The 25,112-nt window shown below is 30.0% G+C and carries 28 protein-coding genes; 12 read left to right on the top strand and 16 right to left on the bottom strand.

From position 1 onward, the window contains the following. Positions 1-52: 52 nt before the first annotated feature. Positions 53-1,147: a TRAP transporter substrate-binding protein gene (locus B5L73_RS02815; protein ID WP_085147608.1), complete on the bottom strand. Its 1,095-nt coding sequence runs from the start codon at positions 1,145-1,147 to the stop codon at positions 53-55. A gap of 132 nt (positions 1,148-1,279) precedes the next feature. Between B5L73_RS02815 and B5L73_RS02810 the strand changes: the two genes are divergently transcribed. The 8 genes from B5L73_RS02810 to B5L73_RS02780 all read left to right on the top strand — a co-directional run bounded on the left by B5L73_RS02810 (position 1,280) and on the right by B5L73_RS02780 (position 7,743). After that, entirely contained in the window at positions 1,280-2,890 is a 1,611-nt protein-coding gene (locus B5L73_RS02810; protein ID WP_085147606.1) for a GMC family oxidoreductase, read from the top strand. Beyond that, complete coding sequence (locus tag B5L73_RS02805; RefSeq protein WP_085147604.1) at positions 2,890-3,483, top strand: TerC family protein; 594 nt, start codon at positions 2,890-2,892, stop codon at positions 3,481-3,483. The genes B5L73_RS02810 and B5L73_RS02805 overlap by 1 nt, the downstream gene beginning before the upstream one ends. Further along, entirely contained in the window at positions 3,483-4,250 is a 768-nt protein-coding gene (locus tag B5L73_RS02800; protein ID WP_085147602.1) for an SDR family NAD(P)-dependent oxidoreductase, read from the top strand. The genes B5L73_RS02805 and B5L73_RS02800 overlap by 1 nt, the downstream gene beginning before the upstream one ends. Continuing rightward, the gene (locus tag B5L73_RS02795) at positions 4,235-5,038 is read left to right on the top strand and encodes a M23 family metallopeptidase (RefSeq protein ID WP_085147600.1); all 804 of its coding nucleotides are present in this window, start codon (positions 4,235-4,237) and stop codon (positions 5,036-5,038) included. The genes B5L73_RS02800 and B5L73_RS02795 overlap by 16 nt, the downstream gene beginning before the upstream one ends. A gap of 14 nt (positions 5,039-5,052) precedes the next feature. After that, a complete protein-coding gene (locus B5L73_RS06425; RefSeq protein WP_198150128.1) occupies positions 5,053-5,202 on the top strand; it encodes a hypothetical protein in 150 nt (49 codons plus the stop codon). A gap of 43 nt (positions 5,203-5,245) precedes the next feature. Next, the gene (locus tag B5L73_RS02790) at positions 5,246-6,016 is read left to right on the top strand and encodes a fumarylacetoacetate hydrolase (protein ID WP_085147599.1); all 771 of its coding nucleotides are present in this window, start codon (positions 5,246-5,248) and stop codon (positions 6,014-6,016) included. A gap of 156 nt (positions 6,017-6,172) precedes the next feature. Then, positions 6,173-7,522, top strand: coding sequence for an arylsulfotransferase family protein (locus B5L73_RS02785; protein ID WP_085147597.1), 1,350 nt, complete (start codon positions 6,173-6,175; stop codon positions 7,520-7,522). Continuing rightward, a complete protein-coding gene (locus B5L73_RS02780) occupies positions 7,516-7,743 on the top strand; it encodes a hypothetical protein (protein ID WP_085147595.1) in 228 nt (75 codons plus the stop codon). Before B5L73_RS02785 ends, B5L73_RS02780 begins: the two co-directional genes overlap by 7 nt. 90 nt (positions 7,744-7,833) lie before the next feature. Here the strand turns inward: B5L73_RS02780 and B5L73_RS06420 are convergent, their stop codons facing one another. Further along, entirely contained in the window at positions 7,834-8,016 is a 183-nt protein-coding gene (locus tag B5L73_RS06420) for a hypothetical protein (RefSeq protein WP_157101073.1), read from the bottom strand. A gap of 71 nt (positions 8,017-8,087) precedes the next feature. On the opposite strand from B5L73_RS06420, the gene B5L73_RS02770 reads away from it, so the two are divergent. Continuing rightward, complete coding sequence (locus B5L73_RS02770) at positions 8,088-9,038, top strand: sulfotransferase (protein ID WP_085147591.1); 951 nt, start codon at positions 8,088-8,090, stop codon at positions 9,036-9,038. Positions 9,039-9,087: 49 nt separating this feature from the next. Here the strand turns inward: B5L73_RS02770 and B5L73_RS02765 are convergent, their stop codons facing one another. Then, positions 9,088-10,392: an NAD(P)/FAD-dependent oxidoreductase gene (locus B5L73_RS02765; protein WP_085147589.1), complete on the bottom strand. Its 1,305-nt coding sequence runs from the start codon at positions 10,390-10,392 to the stop codon at positions 9,088-9,090. A 39-nt stretch (positions 10,393-10,431) separates the two neighbouring features. Beyond that, on the bottom strand, positions 10,432-12,216 hold the full coding sequence (gene xsc / locus B5L73_RS02760) for a sulfoacetaldehyde acetyltransferase (protein ID WP_085147587.1): 1,785 nt from the start codon (positions 12,214-12,216) through the stop codon (positions 10,432-10,434). A gap of 117 nt (positions 12,217-12,333) precedes the next feature. On the opposite strand from xsc, the gene B5L73_RS02755 reads away from it, so the two are divergent. From B5L73_RS02755 to B5L73_RS02745, 3 genes are read left to right on the top strand one after another with little or no spacing between them, the layout of a single operon-like run. After that, the gene (locus B5L73_RS02755) at positions 12,334-12,618 is read left to right on the top strand and encodes a UxaA family hydrolase (protein ID WP_085147585.1); all 285 of its coding nucleotides are present in this window, start codon (positions 12,334-12,336) and stop codon (positions 12,616-12,618) included. Between the two features lie 4 nt (positions 12,619-12,622). Beyond that, complete coding sequence (locus tag B5L73_RS02750) at positions 12,623-13,789, top strand: UxaA family hydrolase (RefSeq protein ID WP_085147581.1); 1,167 nt, start codon at positions 12,623-12,625, stop codon at positions 13,787-13,789. A 14-nt stretch (positions 13,790-13,803) separates the two neighbouring features. Beyond that, positions 13,804-14,874 (top strand): YeiH family protein, encoded by a 1,071-nt coding sequence (locus B5L73_RS02745; protein ID WP_085147579.1) that lies wholly within the window; start codon positions 13,804-13,806, stop codon positions 14,872-14,874. On the opposite strand, the gene B5L73_RS02740 is transcribed toward B5L73_RS02745, so the two are convergent. From B5L73_RS02740 to B5L73_RS02690, 12 genes are all read right to left on the bottom strand, one after another. Beyond that, the gene (locus B5L73_RS02740) at positions 14,867-15,961 is read right to left on the bottom strand and encodes a sulfite exporter TauE/SafE family protein (protein WP_085147577.1); all 1,095 of its coding nucleotides are present in this window, start codon (positions 15,959-15,961) and stop codon (positions 14,867-14,869) included. The genes B5L73_RS02745 and B5L73_RS02740 overlap by 8 nt on opposite strands. Before the next feature lie 26 nt (positions 15,962-15,987). Continuing rightward, complete coding sequence (locus B5L73_RS06520) at positions 15,988-16,122, bottom strand: hypothetical protein (RefSeq protein ID WP_257788358.1); 135 nt, start codon at positions 16,120-16,122, stop codon at positions 15,988-15,990. Positions 16,123-16,166: 44 nt separating this feature from the next. Then, entirely contained in the window at positions 16,167-16,517 is a 351-nt protein-coding gene (locus B5L73_RS02735) for a hypothetical protein (RefSeq protein ID WP_085147575.1), read from the bottom strand. 18 nt (positions 16,518-16,535) lie between these two features. After that, complete coding sequence (gene aprA / locus B5L73_RS02730) at positions 16,536-18,395, bottom strand: adenylyl-sulfate reductase subunit alpha (RefSeq protein WP_085147573.1); 1,860 nt, start codon at positions 18,393-18,395, stop codon at positions 16,536-16,538. Then, complete coding sequence (gene aprB / locus B5L73_RS02725) at positions 18,395-18,865, bottom strand: adenylyl-sulfate reductase subunit beta (protein ID WP_075522233.1); 471 nt, start codon at positions 18,863-18,865, stop codon at positions 18,395-18,397. The genes aprA and aprB overlap by 1 nt, the downstream gene beginning before the upstream one ends. Before the next feature lie 31 nt (positions 18,866-18,896). Beyond that, the gene (locus B5L73_RS02720) at positions 18,897-19,691 is read right to left on the bottom strand and encodes an adenylyl-sulfate reductase (RefSeq protein ID WP_085149599.1); all 795 of its coding nucleotides are present in this window, start codon (positions 19,689-19,691) and stop codon (positions 18,897-18,899) included. Between the two features lie 99 nt (positions 19,692-19,790). After that, positions 19,791-20,189: an HIT family protein gene (locus B5L73_RS02715; RefSeq protein WP_085147571.1), complete on the bottom strand. Its 399-nt coding sequence runs from the start codon at positions 20,187-20,189 to the stop codon at positions 19,791-19,793. Further along, positions 20,190-20,966 (bottom strand): aminotransferase class IV, encoded by a 777-nt coding sequence (locus B5L73_RS02710; protein ID WP_085147569.1) that lies wholly within the window; start codon positions 20,964-20,966, stop codon positions 20,190-20,192. Continuing rightward, on the bottom strand, positions 20,929-21,486 hold the full coding sequence (locus B5L73_RS02705) for an aminodeoxychorismate/anthranilate synthase component II (protein WP_085147567.1): 558 nt from the start codon (positions 21,484-21,486) through the stop codon (positions 20,929-20,931). The genes B5L73_RS02710 and B5L73_RS02705 overlap by 38 nt, the downstream gene beginning before the upstream one ends. Beyond that, a complete protein-coding gene (locus B5L73_RS02700) occupies positions 21,483-22,634 on the bottom strand; it encodes a chorismate-binding protein (protein ID WP_085147566.1) in 1,152 nt (383 codons plus the stop codon). Before B5L73_RS02700 ends, B5L73_RS02705 begins: the two co-directional genes overlap by 4 nt. A gap of 1 nt (position 22,635) precedes the next feature. After that, on the bottom strand, positions 22,636-23,856 hold the full coding sequence (locus tag B5L73_RS02695) for an MFS transporter (protein WP_085147564.1): 1,221 nt from the start codon (positions 23,854-23,856) through the stop codon (positions 22,636-22,638). Continuing rightward, on the bottom strand, positions 23,853-25,028 hold the full coding sequence (locus B5L73_RS02690; protein WP_085147562.1) for a trans-sulfuration enzyme family protein: 1,176 nt from the start codon (positions 25,026-25,028) through the stop codon (positions 23,853-23,855). The genes B5L73_RS02695 and B5L73_RS02690 overlap by 4 nt, the downstream gene beginning before the upstream one ends. Between the last annotated feature and the right edge of the window lie 84 nt (positions 25,029-25,112).

The following is a 25,112-nucleotide window of genomic DNA, read 5'->3' as shown; positions in this document are numbered from 1 at the left end:
AATTAGAGCGGACTGTAAAAGTCCGCTCTAAAAAATCAAGATTAATTACTGATTACTTTAATGTTGCAGCGTGAGCCATTCCTAGCTTCGCATTAGACATTTGAGCACCACTCCAGAAAGGAACAGCAACATCAGCAAAGTTTTTCATTGAAGTATAAACTTCATTGAAGAATTTATTCTTCTCAGCGTTTTTATTCAATGTAGCTTTTGCAGCTGCCATATACTCTGTAAAGTAGTCTGATGGAGTGTCTTCTAATTTTACTCCATGCTTAGTAGTTAGTTCTTGTAATGCTTTTCCATTTTCATAGATTCTGTAACTTAAAGATTTAGCTAATGAAGCATTAGCTGCAACTTCAAGAGACTTTTTCTCATGAGCACTCATCGCATTATAAGTTTTTCCAGTAATATAAAAGTCAGCATTTACTACTACTTGGTGTAGACCTTGTAGGTAATAGTGCTTTAATACTTTTTGGAAACCAAATGTTAAATCTGGTTTAGGACAACACCATTCTGCGGCATCAATAGTTCCTGCTTCAAGAGCTGGTAGAATATCTCCACCACCCATTGCAACAGATGCTATACCAATGTCTTTATAAGTTTGTCCTGGAATTCCCGGAGGAGTTCTGAATTTATATTTTCTAAAGTCAGCCATATCTTTAATTGGTTTTGGAAACCAACCTAAAGCTTCTGGACCAACTGGTTGAAGCATAAATCCTTTGATATCTCTTCCCATTTCTTTCCAAAGCTGGTCGTATAATTCTTTACCACCACCATATTGAAACCATGATAGAAACGCTAAGTTGTCAATACCAACTCCACCACCAGCTACTGGCGAACCAAATAACATTGCAGCAGGGTGATCACCTGACCAATAGTGAGTCCATGCGAATCCACAATCAATCAAACCTTTGTCAACAGCATCAAGAGTTTCTTTAACTCCCACAACTGCACCTGCTGGTAAAATTTCAAATTTTAACGAGCCAGATGTTAGTTCTGTTACTGTGTCAGTAAAGTCCTTTAACATCTTAACTTCATCAGCTTTAGTGTTAAGAACTGTCTGACATTTTAGTGTTTTTGCAGCATTAGCACTAGAAACAAATCCAAGTACTAAAATTGTTGCAAACAACATTGAAATGATTTTTTTCATTATTATTCCTCTTGTTAATTAAATTTAACTTGTCGCATACAATCAGAAAAACAAACCTCATACAAGTGACAATTGATAAATATGAGTGTAAAAGCTTTAAATAACTTAAACTAAAAAACGATTCAACTACTAATGGAAAAATTCGATTATATTATTGTTGGTGCAGGATCTGCTGGTTGCGTTCTTGCTAATAGACTTTCTGCAAATCCATCAAATAAAGTTTTGTTAATTGAAGCTGGTGGTAAAGATAATTACCCATGGATACATATTCCAGTTGGATATTTTAAAACTATGCATAATCCAAAAGTTGATTGGTGTTTTAAAACTGAACCTGATGAAACAATGAATAATAGATCGATTAGATATCCTAGAGGAAAAACTTTAGGTGGAAGCTCCTCGATTAATGGGCTTTTGTGGATTAGAGGTCAAAAAGAAGATTATGATGTATGGCGACAACTCGGTAATACTGGTTGGAGCTGGGAAAATGTTTTACCCTATTTTCTTAAATCAGAAAATAATGAATTAGGAAAAAGTGAATTTCATAATGATAGTGGTCCAATTACTGTAGCAAATAAAAAAATTAATTTGAAATTACTTGATGAATTTCAAAATGCAGCTGAAGAATACGGAATACCTAAAACAAATGATTTCAATACTGGTAATAATTTTGGTGTAGGTTTTTTTCAATTCACCACAAACTTTAATAAAGTAGGATTAAAACTTAGATGTAGTGCTGCAAAAGGATATTTAAATCCTGTAAAAAAAAGATCTAATTTAAAAATTATCACCAATGCACATGTTCAAAAAATAAATTTTGAAGGTAAAAAAGCTATAGGTGTTAATTATTTTACTGGAGAAAAAATTAATACCGTAAATGCAAATAAAGAGGTAATTTTATCTGCAGGATCAATTGGATCTCCTCATATTTTACAAGTATCTGGAATTGGTGAAGTTAATAAACTTAAAAACTTAGGAATAGAGATTGTTCATGAATCAAATGGAGTTGGTAAAAATTTACAAGATCACCTAATGTTTAGGCCAGTTTATAAAGTCAAAAATTTAAAATCTCTAAATAGAAAAGTTGAAAGTTTATTTGGAAGATTTTTAATGGGACTTGAATATTTGCTTAATCAAAGTGGCCCTGTCACAATGGGAGCTAGTCAAGTTTGTGGGTTTGTTAAAAGTGATCCCTCAAGAGCTACTCCTAATTTACAATTCCATGTATCTCCTGTCAGTACAGATATATTAGGTGTAACTCCAATGCATGATTTTGAAGGAATTACTCCAACTGTTGCTAATGTTAGACCTACAAGTAGAGGTGAAATTAATATAGTGAGCAGTGATAGTAGAATTTACCCCAAAATTAAGATGAACTATTTATCTACTGATGATGATAGAAAAGTTGCAGCTCAAGGATTAAAAATTGTAAGAAAAATAATGCTAGAAACCGAAACATTCAGACAATATGAGCCAGAAGAATATAGACCTGGAGTTCATATAACCGACGATGAAGAATTAGTTAAAGCTGGTTCAGATTTTACTCAAACAATTTTTCATCCTGTTGGCACTTGTAAAATGGGACAGGATAATATGGCAGTTGTTGATGAAAAACTTAGAGTCAAAGGTATTCAAAACTTAAGAGTAATAGATGCTTCAATTATGCCAAACATCACTTCAGGTAATACGAATGCACCAACAATAATGATTGCAGAAAAAGGTGCTGATATGATACTTAGAAGTTAATGTTTGCTGATTTTATTTCTCCAGAACAAATTACAATTTTAACACAAATTATCTTGATCGATCTTGTTTTAGCAGGTGATAATGCGATCATAATTGGAATGGTTGCATCAAAATTTCCTTTAGAGCAAAGAAAAAAAATCATTTTTTGGGGAATAGGTGGAGCGGTTGTCTTACGAATAATTTTAACTTTATTAACCGCTTATTTATTACAAATTACAGGTTTAAGATTAATTGGTGGTCTTCTTCTTCTCTACATTGTCTATAAACTATATGTTGATGTCATAAAAGGTTCGGATCATGAAAATGATATTAAAATTGATAATTCAAGTTTCTTAAAAGCTATTTGGACAATCTTATTGGCAGATTTTACTATGAGTTTAGATAATGTTTTAGGAGTTGCTGGAGCAGCTGGAGACCATTATTATTTATTAATTTTTGGTCTTGTTTTATCAATTATACTAATGGCAACTGCAGCAACATTAATATCAAACTGGATAAAAAAATATAAATGGATTGCATGGGCAGGATTATTAGCAATATTAATCGTTGCTATTGAATTGATTTATACTGATATTAAAATATTATTTTTATAATGTACTTAAAAAACTATAATTTAAAAAATAAAACTGCAGTCGTGACAGGAGCCGGAAAAGGGCTTGGTAGAGCTTGTGCCATAGCGCTTGCTGAAGGTGGTGCAAATTTAATCATTATAAGTAGGACAAAAAAAGACTTGGATGAAGTCTCAAAAAAAATAAAAAAGACAAAGTCAAAATGTAAATCTTATGTTTGTGACATCACAAATTATAATCAAATCAAAGAAATAATAAATAAACAATCTAAAATAGATATACTGATTAACAATGCGGGCAATAATATTCCTGAACATTTTACAAAAGTTAAGACTAAAAATATGGAGTATTTGGTAAAGATAAACACGATGGCAACTTTCAATCTTGCACAATTGTGTGCTTTAAAAATGATTAAAACTAAAAATAGAAAAAAAATTGGAGGAGCGATTGTAAATATGTCCTCTCAAATGGGTCACGTTGGTGGTCCTATTAGGAGTGTATATAATATGACTAAATTTGGTTTAGAGGGTCTGACAAAAGGAATGTCGATTGATTTAGCCAAATATAACATAAGAGTAAATACTGTTTGCCCAACTTTTGTTGTAACTCCAATGACAAGTAAATTTTTGAAAAGTAAAAAGTTTAAAAAAGAGGTTTTGGGAAATATTCCTTTAGGAAAATTTGCTGAACTTTCAGATGTAGCAAGTGCAGCTGTATTTCTTGCTTCTGATGCAGCATCAATGATTACTGGAACTTCTTTATTAGTTGATGGCGGATGGACAGCAAAATAATATCAAGATTATTTTTTTTTATAATTTTTTTTATATCTACACATATAAATGCTATCGAGTTTAAAGGAAAATTTTTACAAGGTCATTATATTATAGGAATAACAGATCCTTCATCTCAAATAATTATTGATAAAAAAAAAGTAAAAGTTTCTAAGGATGGTTATTTTGTTTTTGGTATCGATAGAGATAGAAAATTTGATTTAACTATTACTAAAATTACAAATGGAAAAAAAGAAAAGATTATAAAAAAAGTTCTTAAAAGAAAATACAATATTCAAAAAATTGATGGCTTAGAGGAAAGTAAAGTGACACCACCTGAGTCGGTTTATAAAAGAATAAAAGAAGAAAATAATAGAATTGGTAAAGCTAGAGCAATAAATTCTGATTTACCATTTTTTAAAAATCAATTCATTATGCCTGTTAAAGGAATTATCAGTGGTGTTTATGGAAGCCAGAGAATTTTAAATGGTAAACCAAAATGGCCTCACTATGGAATTGATATAGCAGCGAAAAAAGGAACAATGATTCAATCATCAGCGTCTGGGGTTGTAACAATGGCTGAGGATGATCTTTATTATACTGGTGGGACAATTATTATGGATCACGGACATGGGATTTCCACAATTTACTCTCATTTAGAAAATGTAATGGTATCAGTTGGTGATCAAATCAATCAAGGAGATATAATAGGAACAGTGGGTTCTACAGGTAGATCCACAGGTCCACACTTAGATTTTAGAGTAAATTGGTTTCAAACTAGACTTGATCCAATGTCATTATTGAATTAACAAATTTTATTTAAATGATGACTAAACTTAAAAATTTATTATCAAAAAGTAAATTAGGTAAATATATTCTTATTGGAGGATTCACTTTTTTTTTAATAAAGGGTGTGGTTTGGTTGATAGTTTTTTTTATAGCTGGTTTTAGTTTGATAAACTTTGGATCATAAAATATAGTTTACATATAAAATTAAAAGATTAATTTAAATATATATGAGCACATTAATAGAAAGAACTTCAAATAAATTAGTAAAAGCATTTCTTAAGAATAAGATTATCGCACCATTGCCTAGAAAATTTACAAAAAAGCTAACTGAGGCGAATAAATTTAGAATAATTTGCGAAAGTAAAGTTAAAAAACCTATTATTGGTTACAAGGCTGGGGGAACTGGAATTCCAGTGATGAAAAAATTAAAAGAGAAAGAACCATTTTATGCATCCGTTTATAAAGATAACTTTTTGAAAAGCGGTAAAAGTGTAAAGATTAGTAAAACTACTTTTGGAATTGAGTTAGAGGTTTGCTATTTAATTAAAAGATCTTTTTTTAATTCTAAAGTAGTGGTTACAATGAAAAATATCTCTAAATTTATTTCTCATATGGCTCCTTGTATTGAAATTGTAGGTTACAGGCAGAGAAAAAAAGGAATAACCTCATTTGGAGATTTATGTAGCGATTTTGGAGCAAATGTAAAATTTTTGATAGGTCAAAAGAAAAAATACAAAAAAATAAATATTGGAAATTTAAAAACAAATATAAATAATAAAAAAACAAAACAAAATATTAACGGAAACACTAATGCTGTTTTTGTTAACCCATTGAATTCATTAAGGTTTGTTTTGAATAAAATAAGAAAAGACAAAATAAATCTTAATAAAAATTTTTATGTCTTTACAGGATCCACTGTAGGAGTTGTTCCAATTGGTAAAGGACTATACACTGGTAGAATTGAAAAATTAGGATCTGTCAAAGCAATAATCAGATAAAAGTGAAAACATTAATTCTTTTAGCTTTAGTAGTCGTTGTTGTATGGGTGCTGTTCAGACCTTTTTCTAAGAGAGAAATTGACAGATACAACAATAAAGATTGGCCAAATATGTATTTATAGTATTTAATTTTCAAGCTTTTGATATACCTAATTAATGATTAGAAAATTTTTTATATTTTATTTAATTTTACTATTAATACTAATTTTTACATCTCTATATGGCTCTCTATTAAAACATCATTACAGTGGAGGAAAAAAACATCCAAATTTACAGAAATTTGCTGTAAATCTTGCTCAAATCCCTAACACAGCAGAGGATATAATTAATAATATTTTAAAAGGTAAAAACCTTGATCCAAATAAACCTGGTATTTTAATAAAACATAAAGATAAAATTAGGTTTAAACAGTTTATTCCAAATAAAAGAAATGCTCTTTTGGTTTTGCCTCGATATGATCATAGCTTGAATAGATCTGTTATTGATCTAGTTGATTTAAATAACTTTGAAATAATTCACACTTATAGTCATGATATTAATGCTATGCATAATCAAATCACTAATATAGACGAATTTGAGGAAGTATTCAAAGATGACGTTCCAATTAGATTTGAATATCGACACCCTTTATTACTAGAAGATGGTTCAATAGTAAGTGATAGCGATTATTCAGTTGAATTTAAAATTGGTTTTTGTTCTAATTTAATTTGGATTAATGATGATGAAAAATTTCATCATAGTAAAATGTTAGATCATAATGGGGATATTTGGGTAGCAGGACAAATGTATCCACAATCTAAATATGTCCTGGAGTATAAAGCGTATGATTTTTGGGATGATTCAATTATAAAAATTGATTTAAACGGAAAAATTTTATTCAATAAAAGTGTCACTGAATTAATGATAGAAAATAATTTAATACGTGATGGAAATATATTTGAAAATGGAGAAGATTTCCGATTTGATCCAATACATCTAAATGATATTGAGCCAGCTTTAGAAGATAGCAAATATTGGAAAAAAGGAGATGTTTTTTTGAGTTTAAGACATCAATCCTCAATTATCCATTATAGACCCTCAGATAATAAGGTTATAAATTATATCAAAGGACCATTTTCACAACAGCATGATGTTGATATAATTTCTGATAAAGAAATATCTATTTTCAATAATAATAATTCTATAGTAAAGAATGAATATTCTGAAATTTTAATTTATAATTTTGAAACAAAAAAATTTAATAAATTATTTAATGAAGTTTTAATGGAGGAGAATTTTAAAACATTTACCGCTGGTCTTTCACATATTTTTGAAGATGGAGCACTTATGGTTGAAGAACAAAATCATGGAAGAATTTTACTAATTAATAATAAAGGTGAAAAAGAGTGGGAATTTATCAATAAAGATAAAAATGGAGATATAGGGTTTATTAGTTGGAGTAGGGTTATTGAAAATGATTCAATGATTAAAAAAATAAAATCAATTATTAAGGAAAAAAAATGTTAAGAATTATTTTATTAGTTCTTTATTTTACTTTAATTTCAAATCCTTCTTATGCCTACTTAGGACCTGGTGTTGGAGGAGGCGTTATTGCAGCTACGATAGGAATTATTATAGCTATTTTCGTTGCGTTATTTGGTATAATTTGGTTTCCATTAAAAAGATTAATTGAAAAAATTAGATCAAATCAAGATAAACAAAAAAACAATAATAGTAAATCTGACTAATCAATTTTCACTAATAATAAATATAATTATTATTTATGAATTATCAAAATTTATAAAATTCAAAAATTTCATCCAAATAAATTTGGAAATTTATAAGAAATTATACAATCTTTTTAAATTTAATAATGTCTCTGATTTTAGAAAAGAATTACTTTTATTTAAATATGCAAAATTAATATTTTTAAATTCAATGAAAGTTTTTCTTATTATTCTTGCTGTAATTATTTTAATATTAGCAATAAACTTAATAAATAACTCATATTTAAATTTCATTTTATCAATAAGTGGTATTATTCAGTCAATATTTTTTTTTATTTTTTATTATTTCTTGAGAAAAAAAATTAATGAAAAATTATAATTTTATTCAAAGATTTTTGCATGACTTTGTACTAAGCAAGAAGCTAATAAATAAATCGTTATTTGAACTTGAAAAAATTTTTTATCTAAAAAAATATGATTTAAAACATCAATCTCATATCTTTATAACAGGATTACCTAGATCTGGGACAACTAGCTTGCTAAATTTTATTTACTCATCTGGTGAATATGCATCATTAACATATGAAAATGTACCTTTTGTACTCTCGCCTAATTTATCAAAATTATACAATAAATCATCTGTTCCATTAAAAGAAAGACTTCATAAAGATGACATATATTTTGATAATAGTAGTCCTGAGGCATTTGATGAAATATTTTTTAATAATGATGAGTTATTTATTAAAGATGAACTATCAAATTATATTAATTTAATAATTCAATCTAAAAAAAAAAATAAATATTTAAGTAAAAATAATCTAAATTTTAAAAGAATTGATTTAATTCTATCAATATTACCAAATAGTTTTTTTTTAATACCTATAAGAGAACCATTACAACATTCATTTTCATTAATGAATCAACATTTTAACTTTTGTAAATTACAAAAAAATAATGATTTTATAAGAAGATATATGAATTATTTAGGACATAATGAGTTTGGGCTTGAGCACAAATCCTGGAATAAACCTATTCTTTATAATGAATTTCAAAACATTAATTATTGGTTGGAACAATGGTTTATATTTTATGATGATATTTACAAAAAATATAAACTTAATAATAAATGTTTATTTATTAAATATGAGAAACTTTCTGATGATTTTTATATTGAAAATTTATTAAAGAAATTAAATCTTATCAAAGAAAATAATATAAATTTAGGTTTTTTTAAAAATAAAAATAAAGAAATTAATAATTTAGAATATGACAAAGAGCTTTATGAAAAAGCAAAACTAACTTATGAAAAATTTTAAAAACAATCAGAAAATTATGTTAATAGGTATATGGCAACTAAACTCCTATTTAAATTTCAGATTTAGCTCTAAGCCTTTCATACATCAGTCGAGCTTTTATACCTAAATTCAAAAAAGGTTGTGGTGGTAACCATGTCGGTTTGCTTCTTGCCTCAATAGTTTCAATTTCTTTTGTGTTTTCATTACTAGCCTTAATTGCAATTTGTTCACCAAACAATGTCCCTACTCCAATACCTGAACCATTATAACAACCTGCAACAAATATATTTTCTTGAATTTTTTCAAAGATTTGAGAACTATTTCTGGTTCTTGAGACAATTCCTGACCAAGTTGACTGAATTATATCATCTGGTAATTGTGGAAATCTTTTTTTAATACCAATCTTTTGTTTTATAGATCTTTTTTCCAAATTAGATTTAGACATCTGGTAAGGATTGTAAACCTCTGCAGTATTTCTTATTAAAATTCTTCTATCTTTAGTCATTCTAATCGTTGCACCCATTGGTCTAACAGGTAAAACACCCCACTCTTTCGGTTCTCCAATTGATGTAAATTCTTTTTCAGTTAAAGGTCTTGTCATACTTGCAGTTAAAGTAATTGGAAAATTATAATTTGACTTAATACCTAAGGACTTAAGAAATCCGTTAGTTGCAAAGATTATTCTTTTTGATTTTATCGAGCCATTTCTAAAATTACAATTTATTAAACCACCAATCTTTTTCCAATTTAATAACAATGAATTTTCATAAAGTATTACATTCTCAGGCAATGTATCAACCATTGCTCTTACTAACTTGCCTGGATGTAATAAAATTCCTCCTTTTGTATAAAGAGCAACATTATAGAAGTTAGTGCCTAATCTCTTTGTAAGAACGTTTTTAAATATTAAATTATGTTCAAAACCTAACTTAGACAAAGTGTCTGAGAAATTTTCTAAGATTTTTTTATCTTTAATATTTGATGATGCAAAATACTTTCCACACTCATTCCAATCACAGTCTACTTGATACTCTTTGATAAACTTTTTAACTGCCTCTATTCCTATTTTGTAGATATCAGCTTTTTTTTTGTAATTGTCTAATTCTTTATTAGAAGTAAAACCATCATTAAGTGTCGTATCGACTAAGTATCCTGAATTTCTCGAACTTGCACCCTCTCCTGCTAATTGAGCATCAACTAATAATATTTTTTGATTAGGGTAAAGTTGACCTAATTTTCTTGCAGCTGACAATCCTGTATAACCTGCACCTACGACTAACCATTCACAACTCAAATCAGAAGAAATTGTTTGGATATTTGTTCTTGGATTTAAATCATTAACCCAACTACAACAATTATCATTAACTACTTCCATAAAAAAAGATTACGATAATTGTTTGTTAATTAAAAGATTTTAAGAAATCAAAGAGGGTTGTTTCTTCATGTCTTCTTTTTTAATACCAGCTACTCTTACTGGCTTTTTCATAGCATCTCTTCTGAATGGTTCGCCAAGTTCCTGATTTAGAATTACCTCAATAAATGTAGTAATACCTTTTTTTTGATCCTCACAAGATTGTTTAATTGCAGCAGTTGTCTCTTCCATTGTTTTAACAGTTATTCCCTTTAAGCCACATGCATCAGCTACTTTTGCATAACTTAATTCGGGATCTAATTCTGTTCCGACAAAATTATTATCAAACCAAAGAGTTGTGTTTCTTTTTTCTGCACCCCATTGGTAATTTCTAAAAATTACCATTGTAATCGCTGGCCATTCTTCACGTGCACAAGAACTCATTTCATTCATACTAATTCCAAATGCTCCATCTCCTGCAAAACCAATTACAGGTGTGTCAGGACATCCAATTTTTGCTCCTAAGATCGATGGAAAACCATAACCACAGGGACCAAACAAACCAGGTGCTAAATATTTTCTTGGTTTTTCAAAAGTTGGGTAAGCATTTCCAATCGCACAATTATTACCGATATCACTTGAGATAATTACGTCCTCTGGCATTCCCGCTTGAATTGCTCTCCAAGCTTGTCTTGGTGACATTCTATCTTTGTCTCTCTCTCTTGCCTCTTTATTCCAAACTGTTCCTTCGTCATCATCCTCATGATCTAAACTTGATAATTTTTGTAACCATGCAGACTTTGTTTGATGAATTAAGTCTTTTCTTTTTTGTCTATCTGTATCACCTGCATTAGATGATAATTTATTAAATATTTGTTGAGCAACTAATTTAGCATCTCCACTTATTCCAACTGTAACTTTTTTTGTTAGACCAATTCTGTCTGGATTAATATCAACTTGAATGATACTCGCTTTCTTTGGCCAATAATCAATTCCATAACCTGGGAGTGTAGAAAAAGGATTTAATCTAGTTCCTAAAGCCAAAACAACATCTGCTTTAGATATCAGTTCCATTGCAGCTTTTGATCCATTGTATCCTAAGGGTCCTACGGCTAAAGGATGACTTCCTGGAAAACTATCATTATGTTGATAACCAGAGCAAACTGGAGAGTCTAACTTTTCTGCAAGTTTTTTTGTTTCATCAATTGCACCACCGATTACAACACCTGCACCAGATAAAATTACAGGAAACTTTGCATTGGATAAAAGTTTTGCGGCCTTATCTATTGCCTCTGCTCCACCACCTTGTCTTTCTAATCTCACGATTGGTGGTAATTCAATGTCGATAACTTGTGTCCAATAATCCCTTGGAACATTAATTTGCGCTGGCGCCGAACCTCTTATTGCTTTTTCGATTACTCTATTTAAAACTTCTGCCATTCTTGATGGATCTCTAACCTCTTCTTGATAACAAACCATGTCTTTAAATAAATTCATTTGTTCTACTTCTTGGAAACCCCCTTGACCCATAGTTTTATTTGCTGCTTGTGGTGTTACTAATAGTAAGGGTGTATGATTCCAATATGCAGTTTTGATCGGTGTTACTAATCCAGTTATACCTGGTCCATTTTGAGCAATGACCATAGACATTTTACCAGTAGATCTTGTATAGCCATCTGCAATTAATCCACCGTTTGTCTCATGAGCAACATCCCAAAACGTTATTCCTGCATCAGGAAATATATCTGAGATTGGCATGAATGCTGAGCCAATAATTCCAAAAGCATGTTCGATGCCGTGCATTTGTAAAACTTTTACAAAAGCTTCTTCTGTTGTCATTTTAGTCATTAATAGAACCTTTCTAAACTAGTATATGTAATATTTTTTTTATAAAACTATTTGTTAATTGACGCGATTAATATATAAGATTTCTAAAAATTCAAACAAACAAATCGACACGATAAAATGGCTACTGACATCATAATTCACGACAAAAAAGATAATGTGGGGGTAGTAGTAATAGAAAAAATAACCCCAAAACAAGACTGTAAGTGTTGGATTATGGAGGACGATAGTTCAACAGACATTCAATCAATGGATGAAATTCCTTTGGGTCACAAAATTGCAATGATTGACTTAAAAGAGGGTGATACGATCTTAAAATATGGTCATGATATTGGCAAAGTAGTAAAATCGATTAGAAAAGGTGAGCATGTTCATGTTCATAACGTAAAAACAAAAAAGTGGTAAATTAATGGGAATTCCGAAAAGTTTTTTAGGTTACAAAAGAGAGAATGGAAGAGCGGGAACTAGAAATCACGTAATTATTTTACCAGTTGATGATATTTCGAACGCGTGTGCAGAGGCAGTTGCAAACAATATAAAAGGAACTATAGCATTACCACATTCATATGGACGATTGCAGTTTGGAGCAGATTTAGAGCTACATTTTAGAACAATGATTGGAACTGGAAGCAATCCAAATGTTGCTGCTGTAATTGTAATTGGTATTGAGCCAAAATGGACAAAAAGAATTGTTGATGGAATAGCAAAAACTGGAAAGCCAGTGGAAGGTTTTCATATTGAACGAACAGGTGATATTGGAACTGTTATGAAAGCATCTAAAAAGGCACAAGAATTTGTAATGTGGGCATCAGAAAAACAAAGAGAGGAATGTCCAATAAGTGATTTATGGATTTCAGTAAAATGTGGAGAGTCAGATACTACATCAGGTCTTGCATCGAATCCTACAGTCGGAAACTTAATGGATAAACTTGAGCCACTTGGTGTTCATTTATGTTTTGGTGAAACCTCAGAGCTAACTGGGGCTGAAAAAGTTTGTGCAACCAGAGGTGCAACAAAAGAAGCTTCAGATAAATTTATGAAAACTTGGAGCGCTTATAATGATTTTATCTTAAAAGAAGCAACAGATGATCTTTCAGAGAGTCAACCAACTGCTGGAAATATTGCTGGTGGTTTAACAACTATTGAAGAAAAAGCATTTGGAAATTTTCAAAAAATTGGTGATTGTAAATTTATAGATGTTTTAGAGCCAGCGGAAGAACCAAAAAAAGGTAAAGGATTATATTTTATGGATACTTCTTCAGCTGCAGCAGAGTGTGTAACATTACAAGCAGCAGCAGGGTTTAATATTCATCTATTCCCGACTGGTCAAGGCAATATTGTTGGAAATCCTATAGAGCCAGTTGTTAAATTAACTGCTAATCCATTAACTGTTAAAAGTATGGGTGAGCATATTGATTGTGATGTATCAAAAATTCTTTCAAGAGAAATGAATTTATCAGAAGCGGGAGACAAACTTATTGAGACAACTCTTAGAGTTGCTAATGGAAGACTAACTTGCGCAGAAGCTTTAGGTCATAAGGAATTTGTTATGACTAAACTTTATAGAAGCGCATAATCACTTAATAAAAGATGGTTTTAAAAAATTACTTGGTGTTTATACCAGGTATAATTCTTGCATTTATTCTTTATACTCTCTCACAAGGTTTTAATAACATTATTGGTATTGAGCTTTTAGGATATGCAAAAAGTCCAATCTCAACAGCAATGATAGCTATTCTGCTAGGTATTTTCTTTGGAAATTTTTTTAAAATTCGTGAAAGTTTTCAAAAGGGATTAGATTTTAGTAAAGATTATATTTTAAAACTTGGAATAATTTGTTTAGGTATACAATTAAAACCTTTCGAGTTTTTAGAATTTGGAAAAATGGCAATTCCATTAATACTAATTTGTATATTAAGCGTTTTAATCGTAATAAAGCTAATAATTAAAAAACTTCAAATACCAACTAGGATGGCTTACTTAATATCAATTGGTAGCACTGTTTGTGGCACTACAGCCATTATGGCAACTGCACCAGTAATAAGAGCTAACAAAAGTGAAATTTCTTATGCGATTGCTAATATCACTCTATTCGGAATATTATCGATGTTGTTATATCCCTATTTTGCAAATTTTTATTTTGAGGGAAACTCATTATTTGCTGGTCTTTTTTTAGGTACTGCTATTCATGAAACTTCTCAGGTTGCAGCAGCTGGATTAATATATGATCAACAATTCAATAGTCCTGAAACATTAAATGTTGCAACTGTTACAAAACTTTTAAGAAACACTTTTTTGATAGTTATGATCCCTCTTTTCGCTTATCTTTATAATAGAGGTAAAATTAAAGAAAAAAGTTACTCTATTTTAAATATATTTCCTTATTTTGTACTAGGTTTTATTGGAATGATAATCTTAAGAAATACGGGTGATGAATTTTTCCCAACAAACAATAATAATTGGATTGAAATTATAGGTTTAATCAAAGCTAGTTCAAAAATTTTTTTAACTATGGCTATGGCAGCGATAGGTTTATCAACAAATTTAAAAGATATTAAGAATATGGGTTATAAGCCTTTTGTTGTTGGATTTATAGCAATGTTAACAGTAGGAATAGTAAGTATTCTTACGATTGAAATCTATCTTAAATTATTTATTTAGTTTGTTTTACTGGTTTATTAAAATACTTTTTTCTAAACTTTGAAATTAATCTTCTTATAAAAGCAGCAGAAATTCCTAAGATTACAGCAAATAAAATTGAAAATAATCCGTAAAAGAATGGCATATCTTCGGAAAACTCTTTAATAAATTTTGAAAAAAAATTTAATTCTGTCAATTCCTTAGATGATACTTCACGTTGTATCTCTTCAGCAAAAAAAGTATCATAAGCTATTACTATCCCAACAATTAATAATAAAATTGCTAATAAGGCCTTTAATCCTGAACTGTCAATCTGTTCTCCAAGTTTCTGGCCCACTTGAACTCCTACTATTGATCCTACAACTAACATTAAAACCAACATTAGATCTATTGAACCATAGTTAATTGAATGAAGAAAAGTAACTATCACACTAACAAAAATTGTTACAAATAACGAAGTTCCAGGCACTAACCTTGTTGGCATCTTAATTATATAAATCATTGCGGGTACTAGAATAAATGCACCACCAATCCCCATTATAGCTGCAATAAAACCAACAACTAATCCAATTATGATAGGTGTAAATATACTTTCATATAATTTAGATTTTGGAAATCTCATTCTAAAAGGAAGTCCATGAATCCAATAATGAACATGCAATTTTTTCCTTTCAACAATATTTTTTTTAGCTTTATCAATCTCACCCAAGCTTTCCACTAACATCAAAGTCCCAATAATTGCAAGAATGTACATGTAAGCCAAAGAAATAACTGTATCTATTTTTCCAATATCTTTAAAATAAGTGAATGTAAAAATACCAATTATAGTTCCCACTGTCCCTCCAACTACAATCATTAATCCCATTTTATAATCTAAAGTATTTTTTAGCCAATGAGTGGTAGATCCAGATACAGAAGTTGCTAAAATATTATTTGCTTCATTAGCTACTGCGTAAGCTGGAGGAACACCCATAAAGATTAAAAAAGGTGTCATTAAAAATCCACCTCCTACTCCAAACAAACCTGAAAGAACACCTACAATGGCACTTATCAAAAGTATTTCTACTGGGTTAATAAAAACTTGGGCTATAGGTAAAAAAACATCCATCTAATAATAAAAACTTAAAATATTACTTATTTGAAAGTAATAAAAGTTCCAACTAAGATAACACCCCAACATGCAGCTATAGCTGAAAAAATTCCAGTTTTAATAAAAGTTGTTTTTTTATTTGCTATGATATTTAGAATTTTTAAATTTGAAAGATGCATCTAAATCCCTGAATACACCCAGTAAAAAAATTGTCAAACTTTAATTAATAAATTGTAGCTCCAAAAATCTTGATCTCACCATCCTCAACCCCTAAGACCAACCTTCCTAAAAACTCTCCAGGTATCTCTTTATTAGTCTGTTTGATAAGCACTGTAATGTGATCACCTCGTCTTAAAGTCCCAAAGGGTTCATAAGTTTCATTTAAATTTGTGATTATTTTATTGTTCGCCCATTGTTTGCCAAGCTCTACTTCATTGGCTCCAAACAACATTTGAGTAGAGAAATCTTTAGTAAAACCGCCATAATCCTTCATATTAGAGGCTCGAACTAAATTTTCCCAAAAAGGTTTACCAATCGTAAAAATCTCTTCATCTGATTTTGACAAAAGATCCATAAATTTGCTTAAAATAAATTATGAGGCTTTCTTTTTTTCTTTTTCATCAACTATGTGATAAACCGGAACTTTTTCTAATGAAAATTTACCAGTTTTAGGATCTCTTCTTGAAACTGTTAAACAATGCCAATTTTCATCATCTAACTTCATATGATCTCCTCTATAATAATATCCTGGCCAACGAGTTTCCTCCCTAAATAAAGTATGTTCAGTGACACATTGTGAGGTTAAAGCTCTATGTTTTAGCTCCCAGGCTCTCATTAACTGATGATAATCCTCCGCACCGACATGCTCTAAGTCTTCTTGCAGCCAATTTAAAAGTTCTAAGGCTTTTTTAAGTAAATTTCCGTTGGTCATATAATTTGATGTAATTCCCCCTACGTATTCATCCATTATTTTTTGAAGTCTTTGCAATCCCTGAATTGGAGAAATATAACTTGGTGAAACAGTCCCGCCAGTGATCTCGTTTTGAGCAACTGTGTAATTATCAAGAGGTTTGTAAACAGTCTTTTTAAAATCATCACATTGTTTATCTGTAACATTAATTCCTTCAGCCTTTTTGTCTTCAATATATTTAACTGCTGCTTTTGCTGCTAATCTACCCTCGGTAAAAGAACCTGATGAAAATTTATGTGCACTACCGCCTACTGTATCTCCTGCACCAAAAAGTCCATCAATAGTTAACATTCTATTATAACCCCAGAAGTATTCTGGAGGAGACAAATCCTCTGGCCCACTTACCCATGCTCCAGAACATGTTGCATGAGATCCCATTACGTAAGGTTCAGATGTGGTTAACTCAGGATTTGTATACTTAGGATCAATATTTTGTGATGCCCAAACAACGGCTTGACCAACCGTCATTCCTAAAAAGTTTTCCCATCCAACAGTTTCTAAATGTGGATCTTGAAAAGCTTCTGTTGTTACCATGTGAATTGGTCCATTACCTGATGCAACTTCTTGAATAAATGCATGATTTCTTAAACAGGTAGGAGTTGGGTGATGATCAATATATTCTCCAACTAATTCCTTAGTTTGATCATACCATTTTTTTTCATAATTTTCGCCATTGGCATTTTGTGTATATGTTTTTAAGTGTAAAAAATATGCTCCAACAGGTCCATAACCATCTTTAAATCTACACAACACAATTCTGTTTTCCATTTGTGTCATCTTAGCACCTGCAGCTATAGGTAATGCGTAAGCTGAGCCATTGCTCCATGGTGCATACCAAGTTCTTCCCATGCCTTCTCCTACAGCTCTTGGTTTAAAAATATGTGATGCTCCACCAGCAGCTACTATTACTGTTTTAGATTTAAATACATGAAAGTCACCTGTTCTCATATTAAATCCAACTGCACCGCCAATTCTATTTTCTTGGGACTCATCCATTAATAAATGAGTAACCATTATTCTATTATAAATTTTATCTGCTGATTTTTTTGCAGCCTCTGCTACAATTGGTTTATAGCTTTCACCATGAATCATAATCTGCCATTTACCTTCTCTTAGGTATCTTCCAGTCTTTTCATTTTTCATCATTGGAAGACCCCACTCATCAAACATGTGAACTGTTGAATCTACATGACGAGCCATGTCATAACCTAAATCCTCTCTGACCATTCCCATCAAATCATTTCTAGCGTATCTTACATGGTCCTCAGGTTGATTTTCATCCCATTGCATTCCCATATAACAATTAATTGCATATAAACCTTGTGCAACTGCACCGCTTCGATCAATGTTTGCTTTTTCAACACAAACTATTTTTAAGTCTCTTCCCCAATGTCTGGCTTCAAAAGTTGCTCCTGTACCAGCCATTCCACCACCAACGACTAATACATCACATTCTTCATAATGTGTTTTGTGTTTAGCCATTAATAATAAACTCCTTTTTTGAAAGACTCTTTAGGAACTGATGGTAACTCTTTATTAGTGTTTAAACCTTCAGGTTCACTATATAATCTTTGAGAATTAATTTCTCCTTGATTAGGCGTATCACCCTCAGCAAGTTTAGGAATGAATTTACCCCAAGGCTTTGTTGTTATTGGAGATACAAAATTTTTTTCAGTTCCATTTCTAAATTTAATTTTCCAAGATATGGTTCCTTTTTCCTCTTCCCTTCTTACTCTTACGCTATGTCCCATAGGAGCAAAATCAGCATATCCTCTTACATCGATTGCATGATTGGGACATGCTTTAACGCATGAATAACATTCCCAACAAAAATTTGGTTCAATGTTCTTTGCTCTTCTAATATTTTCGTCTATATGCATGATGTCTGAAGGACATATATCTACACAATGTCCACAACCATCACATCTTGTCATGTATACAAAAGTTGACATAATTTATTTTTCTCCTTTTTTTAATAGCATATTAATAGTGTTTTGGCTCTTCTCTTTTTATGCCTAAGCCAAATTGCTCAGGAGCATCAGCTGGTGGAGGTAAGTTATCTCTTGAACCATCAGCTTCAGCTAAATTTTTTTGTATTGCTGCTCCTGGTTTGTAGAACATATGGGCAAATTTAGACCAGTAGACACCACCAAATAAAACTAAATTAGACGCAACAAATAAAATTAAAAATAAATAAGACAAACCTGTTTGACCATTAAATTGAGTGTAAGACCAAGCTAAACCAAAAGTTGAACATGCAAGTAAAGCTAAGACAAAAAGATCAGCTTTAATAATTCTATACCAAGGATGAGCTTCCGCAGATACGTCAACCCTTAAAAAAAACCAAAACCAATATCCACCTAAGCAAGTTAAGATAGCTCCAACATGCCAGAGCATTGACCATGTTTGAGAATTTGATTTACCAACGCCTGTGTAACAAAATACTAACATAGCCGAGGAAACCCAGAACAAAATTGTTCCATACATTCCAAGAACATGTGCAAGTCTTCTTTTACCAAAACCTAATTCCGAAGTTGTTCCAATATCAACGACAGTTGTTTTGGCAATCACAGAAACTTTTTCTCCAACACCTAGTTCTTTTGTTGCTGAAAGTTTTGCCTTTTTGGCATTATTAAAAAAATAAGTCAGATTCTTATGATGTATCATTTGGATGATTGTTCCAATTGCAATCAACAAAATCATTGCAATAATAAAAGATTGCATTGCAACAGGTGATATTATTTCTGATAAAATTGAAAATGGATTGTTACTTAACATTTCCGCCATTTGTTAAATTTTGAATTAGTTTTAGGTTTTATATATAGTTGAATTTATAGTGCAACCTCAAACTAGGGTCAATTTGTCATTAATAACAGGCTATTTATTTCTTTTATAGTGTTGTTTATTTGGGATAACAGACCTTACTCCTCCTTGAGGATTGTCAACATCTCCCTTTCTACGGGGAATCAGATGAAGATGGCAATGTAAAATTGATTGACCAGAAACTTTTCCAATATTAGTTCCCAAATTAAATCCTTTCACTGACGGATCTTTTTTAATTATTTCTTTTTTTACAATTTGAACAAGATCATTACATGCAAGCAATTCTTCATTAGATAAATCAAAATAATCTTTTATGTGCCTCTTAGGAATAATTAAACAATGATGTTCTGTAACTGGATAAGAATCATAACTTGCATAAGCTAGTTCATTTTCGTATGCACATCCACTTTTTTCAATATTACAAAATAAGCAAGGGTTATTTGGATCTTTCATTTACTTAAATTTATAAGAGTTACATTTATTCATTTCTGCATGATAGTGTTTTGATAAAATATTAAATTTTTCTAAATTTTTTCTTTTCCATTTAATTTCATTTATTGTTCTAACTGAAGCAACACCTTTACCAGAGCCTATTAATAATATTTCATCGTATTTTTTTATCTCTTTGAGCAAAATATCTTTTTTTATTATCTTTCTTATTTTTGTTTTGAAAAATTTATAAGTGTTTCCCTCATAATAACCTTTTTTAGGTGTAAAAAATTTTTGATCTTTAACAAATAATAAATTTGATGTTCCGGTTTCTAATAATCTATTATTAGATACTAATGCAATATCTGATTTTGAGTTATCCATTTTTGATAGATAAGATAAGATTTTTTTATATTTGAGATTTTTATATTCTGGTTTTTCTCTTTTTAATTTTACTAGCTTCAAATTAAAATTTAATTTAGGTTTAACTCTTTTTCTTAAAGAGATTGATATAATATTCTTATTAATAGCAACCCTTAGTAGATGATTATATTTCCTTTTTTTAGATAAGTTTTTGTTAATTATTTTTAAAATGTCTGTTTTTAAAGATCTCTTTTTTATTTGATATTTTTTTAAAGACGAAATTAAATTTTTTAAATGATTATTAAAAAATAAAATTTTTGCTGGCTTGCCAAAAATCCACATCGTTGTAAAAATTCCATGATCTCCCCAGAGGTCCTGAAACTCAATTTGCTTTAAGTCTTTAAGCTGATAGGATTTTTTTAATAAGTATTTTACCATTGATAGTTAAAAAAGACTCTGGGTGAAATTGAAAACCATATATTTTTTCTTTATTATTTTCAAAAGCCATTGCAACTTTTGAAGTTAAACATCTCATAGTTATCTCAAAATTATTAGATTTGAAAGGCTCTTTTAACTTCAAAGAGTGATACCTGCCAACTTTAAATTTTTTTCCTTTCCGAAATAAAGATTTGTCATTGACTACTTTGACATTTGATTGAAAACCGTGATAAATTTTTTTTTGTTCAATAATTTTTGCTCCTTCACAATATAGAATGTGTTGAAATCCTAAACAAATCCCTATTATTTTTTTTTTACCTTTAAATTTTTTATAAATTTTAGAAGTAACTGGATAATCTTTGGGATTACCTGGTCCTGGTGAAAAAATTATTGTTGATGCCCGCTTAATCTTATTTTCATCAATTCTATCATAGTTATCACACTCAACTTTATCAAACATAGCAAACTGATGAACTACATTATGAGTAAAAGAGTCATTATGATCAATTACGTAAATCATTTAAACAAATCTATTAATGCCTTTGCTTTGATAAAATTTTCATTAAATTCGTGATTTGCATTACTATCTACAACAACGCCTGAGGCAACTGAAATTTCTGAGATATTTTTAAAATTTAAGATTGATCTTATAATTATATTGAATCTCATATCACCATTAAATTTTATATAACCAAAACTTCCAGTGTAAATATTTCTATTTTCTTTTTCCTGATTGTTTAAAAGATTGAGAGTGTTAATCTTTGGACACCCTATAACTGAGCCACCTGGCATCATTGCTTTAATTATTTCTAAATTACTTATATTTTTTTTTAATTTTCCTTTTATTAAGCTCACATAATGAAAGAGGTCTTTATATTCCTCTACAATTTTTTGTTTAGACAATTTTACAGAACCTATTTTACATATTCTTGATAAATCATTTCTTTCCATATCTACAATCATGTTATGTTCTTTAGTTTCCTTAAGGTTTTTTCTAAAATAACTTAATGCTTTTTTTTTATTTAAGTACTTTGTTTTTTTAACTGTTCCTGCAATTGGTTTAGTGGATATATCTGTGCCTTTTTTTGTTATTAAATTCTCTGGAGAACAGCTTATTATTGAGTAATTATTATCCTTAATCATAAAAGCCTCTGGAGCCAAATTAGTGTTGGATAACCTTGAAAAAAAATCTAATGGATTAATCTCTGATTTTGTTTTGTATTTTGTGCAAATCTTAATTTGATATGTTTCACCACTTTTAATCTTTTTCTTAAATTTATTGAATATATTGGTGTAAGTCTTTCTATTTATATTAATTTTAAAGCGTCCAGATTTAAAACTTTTTTTACTATACTTTAATTTGTTACTAAGTTTAATTTTTGTTTCTGGTTTATAAAAGATACCTTTTGGAAAACTTAAATTTGCTTGATTTGGAACCTTTATATCAATCAAGTTATTTAATAACTCATATCCAAAAAAACCAATAAAAAGATCGGTGTCTTTAAAATTTCTTTTGTTTTTTTTATTTAAAAAACTTTTAATATTTTTTTTGTTTAAGATAATTTTTTTAGAGAAATCAGTATAAAGATCAAATCCTTTTTGTGATTTATAAATAATGTAAGGCTTCCCTGATTGATGTATTTCTGTTAATTGATTTATTCTATTCAATTTATTCTGTTTTAAGTCTTAAGACTGGTTCCTCTTTAATTGGTAAATGAATTATTGCTGCAAAAATAGATAATGCAATTGCTAAATACCACGCATAATCATATGAACCATACGTATCATGAAATAAGCCTCCTAAATAAGCACCAAAAAATGAACCAATTTGATGACTTAAAAAAACAATTCCATATAGCAAGCCCAGATATTTGGTTCCAAAAAGGTGGGCTACTATTCCGCTGGTAGCTGGCACTGTAGACAACCATAGAAAACCAAAGCTTGCTCCAAATATAAATGCTGAAATATTGCTTGCTGGAGTAAATATAAAGAACACTATTGAAATCCCTCTCAAAAAGTAGATTGCACTTAAAATTATTTTTTTACTCATTTTTGCAGAAAGATATCCACTTAACAAAGAGCCAAAAATATTAAATAAACCAATTAAAGATAAAATAGCTGCTGCAGTCCAATCTTCTAGACCTCTATCTATTACATACTTGGGAACATGAGTTCCAACTAAAGTAATATGAAATCCACAAACGAAAAAACCTGATACAAGAAGAATATAACTTTTTGTTTTAAATGCTTCAGTGAGTGCTTCAGAAAATGATTGGTCAGATATTTTTTCTAAATTTTCATTTACAGATGGAGATCTTACAAAATACGCAGCTACTAAACCTCCAACTAAAAATATTCCAAAAACAAATAAAGTATAATTCCATCCAAATTCATTAAGTGAATAACTTGTAAAAATCGGAGATAAAAAGTAGCCAAATGATCCAACAGCAGTAACAAAACTCATTGCAATAGTTCTTGTGGATAAAGGGAAATGTTTTCCAACTATTGACATTGGTATGCTTATAGCTGTACCTCCTAAACCTATTCCAATTAACAATCCCATATGTATTTGAAAAAAAATTCCTGTGTTAGGTCCTGTATATAAAAAGAATATTCCTGCTGTATAAAAAATAAATGCTGAAATAATTGCTACATGACCACCATATTTATCTGCGATAGCTCCAAAAATTGGTCCAGTTAGACCCCACATTAACATCTGCACTCCTATAGCAAAACCAAATGCAGTATTGCTTATTTTTAAACTTTCGTTGAAATCCATAAAAAACAAACCAAAGGTCTGCCTTACACCGAGTGAAATCAGAACAACTAGGCAAGCGGCAAATAATGTGACTATTGCTGTTCTTGATTGAAAAAATTTTTCTGAACTCATTTCAAATGCCTTAACGCTTGCTTAATATCAGCAATTAAGTCATTTGGATCCTCGAGTCCTATGTGAAGTCTTACTAAATGTTCATCTTTTGATAAATCTAAAAATCTTCTTTTTCCTGTTTCTCTAAATTCCTGGTGTAATGCTAAACTCTCAAAACCACCCCAGCTATAACCGTAACCAAACAATTTAAGTGAGTTAACGAATTTTCTTACAGAATTTATATTTTTTGATTTAATTTTAAGACCCATTAGTCCTGAAGCACCGGAGTAATACTTTTTCCACATTCTAAAATTTAAGGAATTTTTCTTAAATGGGTAGAGAAGTTTGATTTTTTTATTCTTAGATAAGAAAGCTGCAATTTTTTTTGCATTTTCTCTATGTCGGTCTAATCTAACGTCTAAAGTTCTTAAACCTCTTGTGATCAAATATGCATCATCAGGTCCTAATCTTAAACCTGTAATTTTTTCTGCTTCTTTAACTTTTTGAAAAACTTTTTTATTTACTGCTAGACTGCCACCCATAACATCAGAATGACCAGAGTAATATTTTGTTGCTGAGACAATAGACATATCGAAGCCAAGTTTTATTGGTTTAAGATAGTAAGGTGTGCCCCAAGTGTTATCTATAGCAGTTAAAACTTTATTTTTTTTTGCAATTGAAATAATTTTTCCAAGATCTTGGAAATCGAAAGTATTACTTCCTGGATTTTCAACAAAAATTAACTTTGTTTTTTTAGTTATACTTTGCTCCAAAGTTTTTAAATCATGTGGATTATAAAAAATAGTTTTAATTTTAAATTCTTTTAAAAAATCCTTAGTCAATAATCTGGTAGGACTGTAGACTGGATCTGCAGCAATTATTTCATCTCCTGGTCTAACGACACTAAATATAGCTAAAAAAACTGAACCAAATCCTGTGGGAGTAGTAAATACATGATAACTGTCTTCTAGTTTTGTTAAAATCTTTTGTAAAATATAAGTAGTAGACGTTCCTTGTCTTCCATAATCGTAATGACCACCAATTGGATTTTTTTGGGCTTTTTTTTGAGTTTTTCTTATATGCTTCATTGACTTAAATATTATAGTTGAAGCTCTAACAACTGGTGGGTTTACTGACTGATTATGAAAATCTTTTGCAGTATGTTTTAGAAATGTCTTGAACGATTTAGCCATAAAAAAATTGATAACTTTATGGGACAATGCTATATCCCTCACATAATTTCAATTAAATTATAACTAAAGGAAATAATGGGATAC

The sequence above is a fragment of the Candidatus Pelagibacter sp. RS39 genome (assembly GCF_002101315.1).
Taxonomy (GTDB): Bacteria; Pseudomonadota; Alphaproteobacteria; order Pelagibacterales; family Pelagibacteraceae; genus Pelagibacter.
The sequence above is the reverse complement of the archived record's forward strand: the minus strand, read 5'-3'. Positions and strand labels throughout refer to the sequence as shown.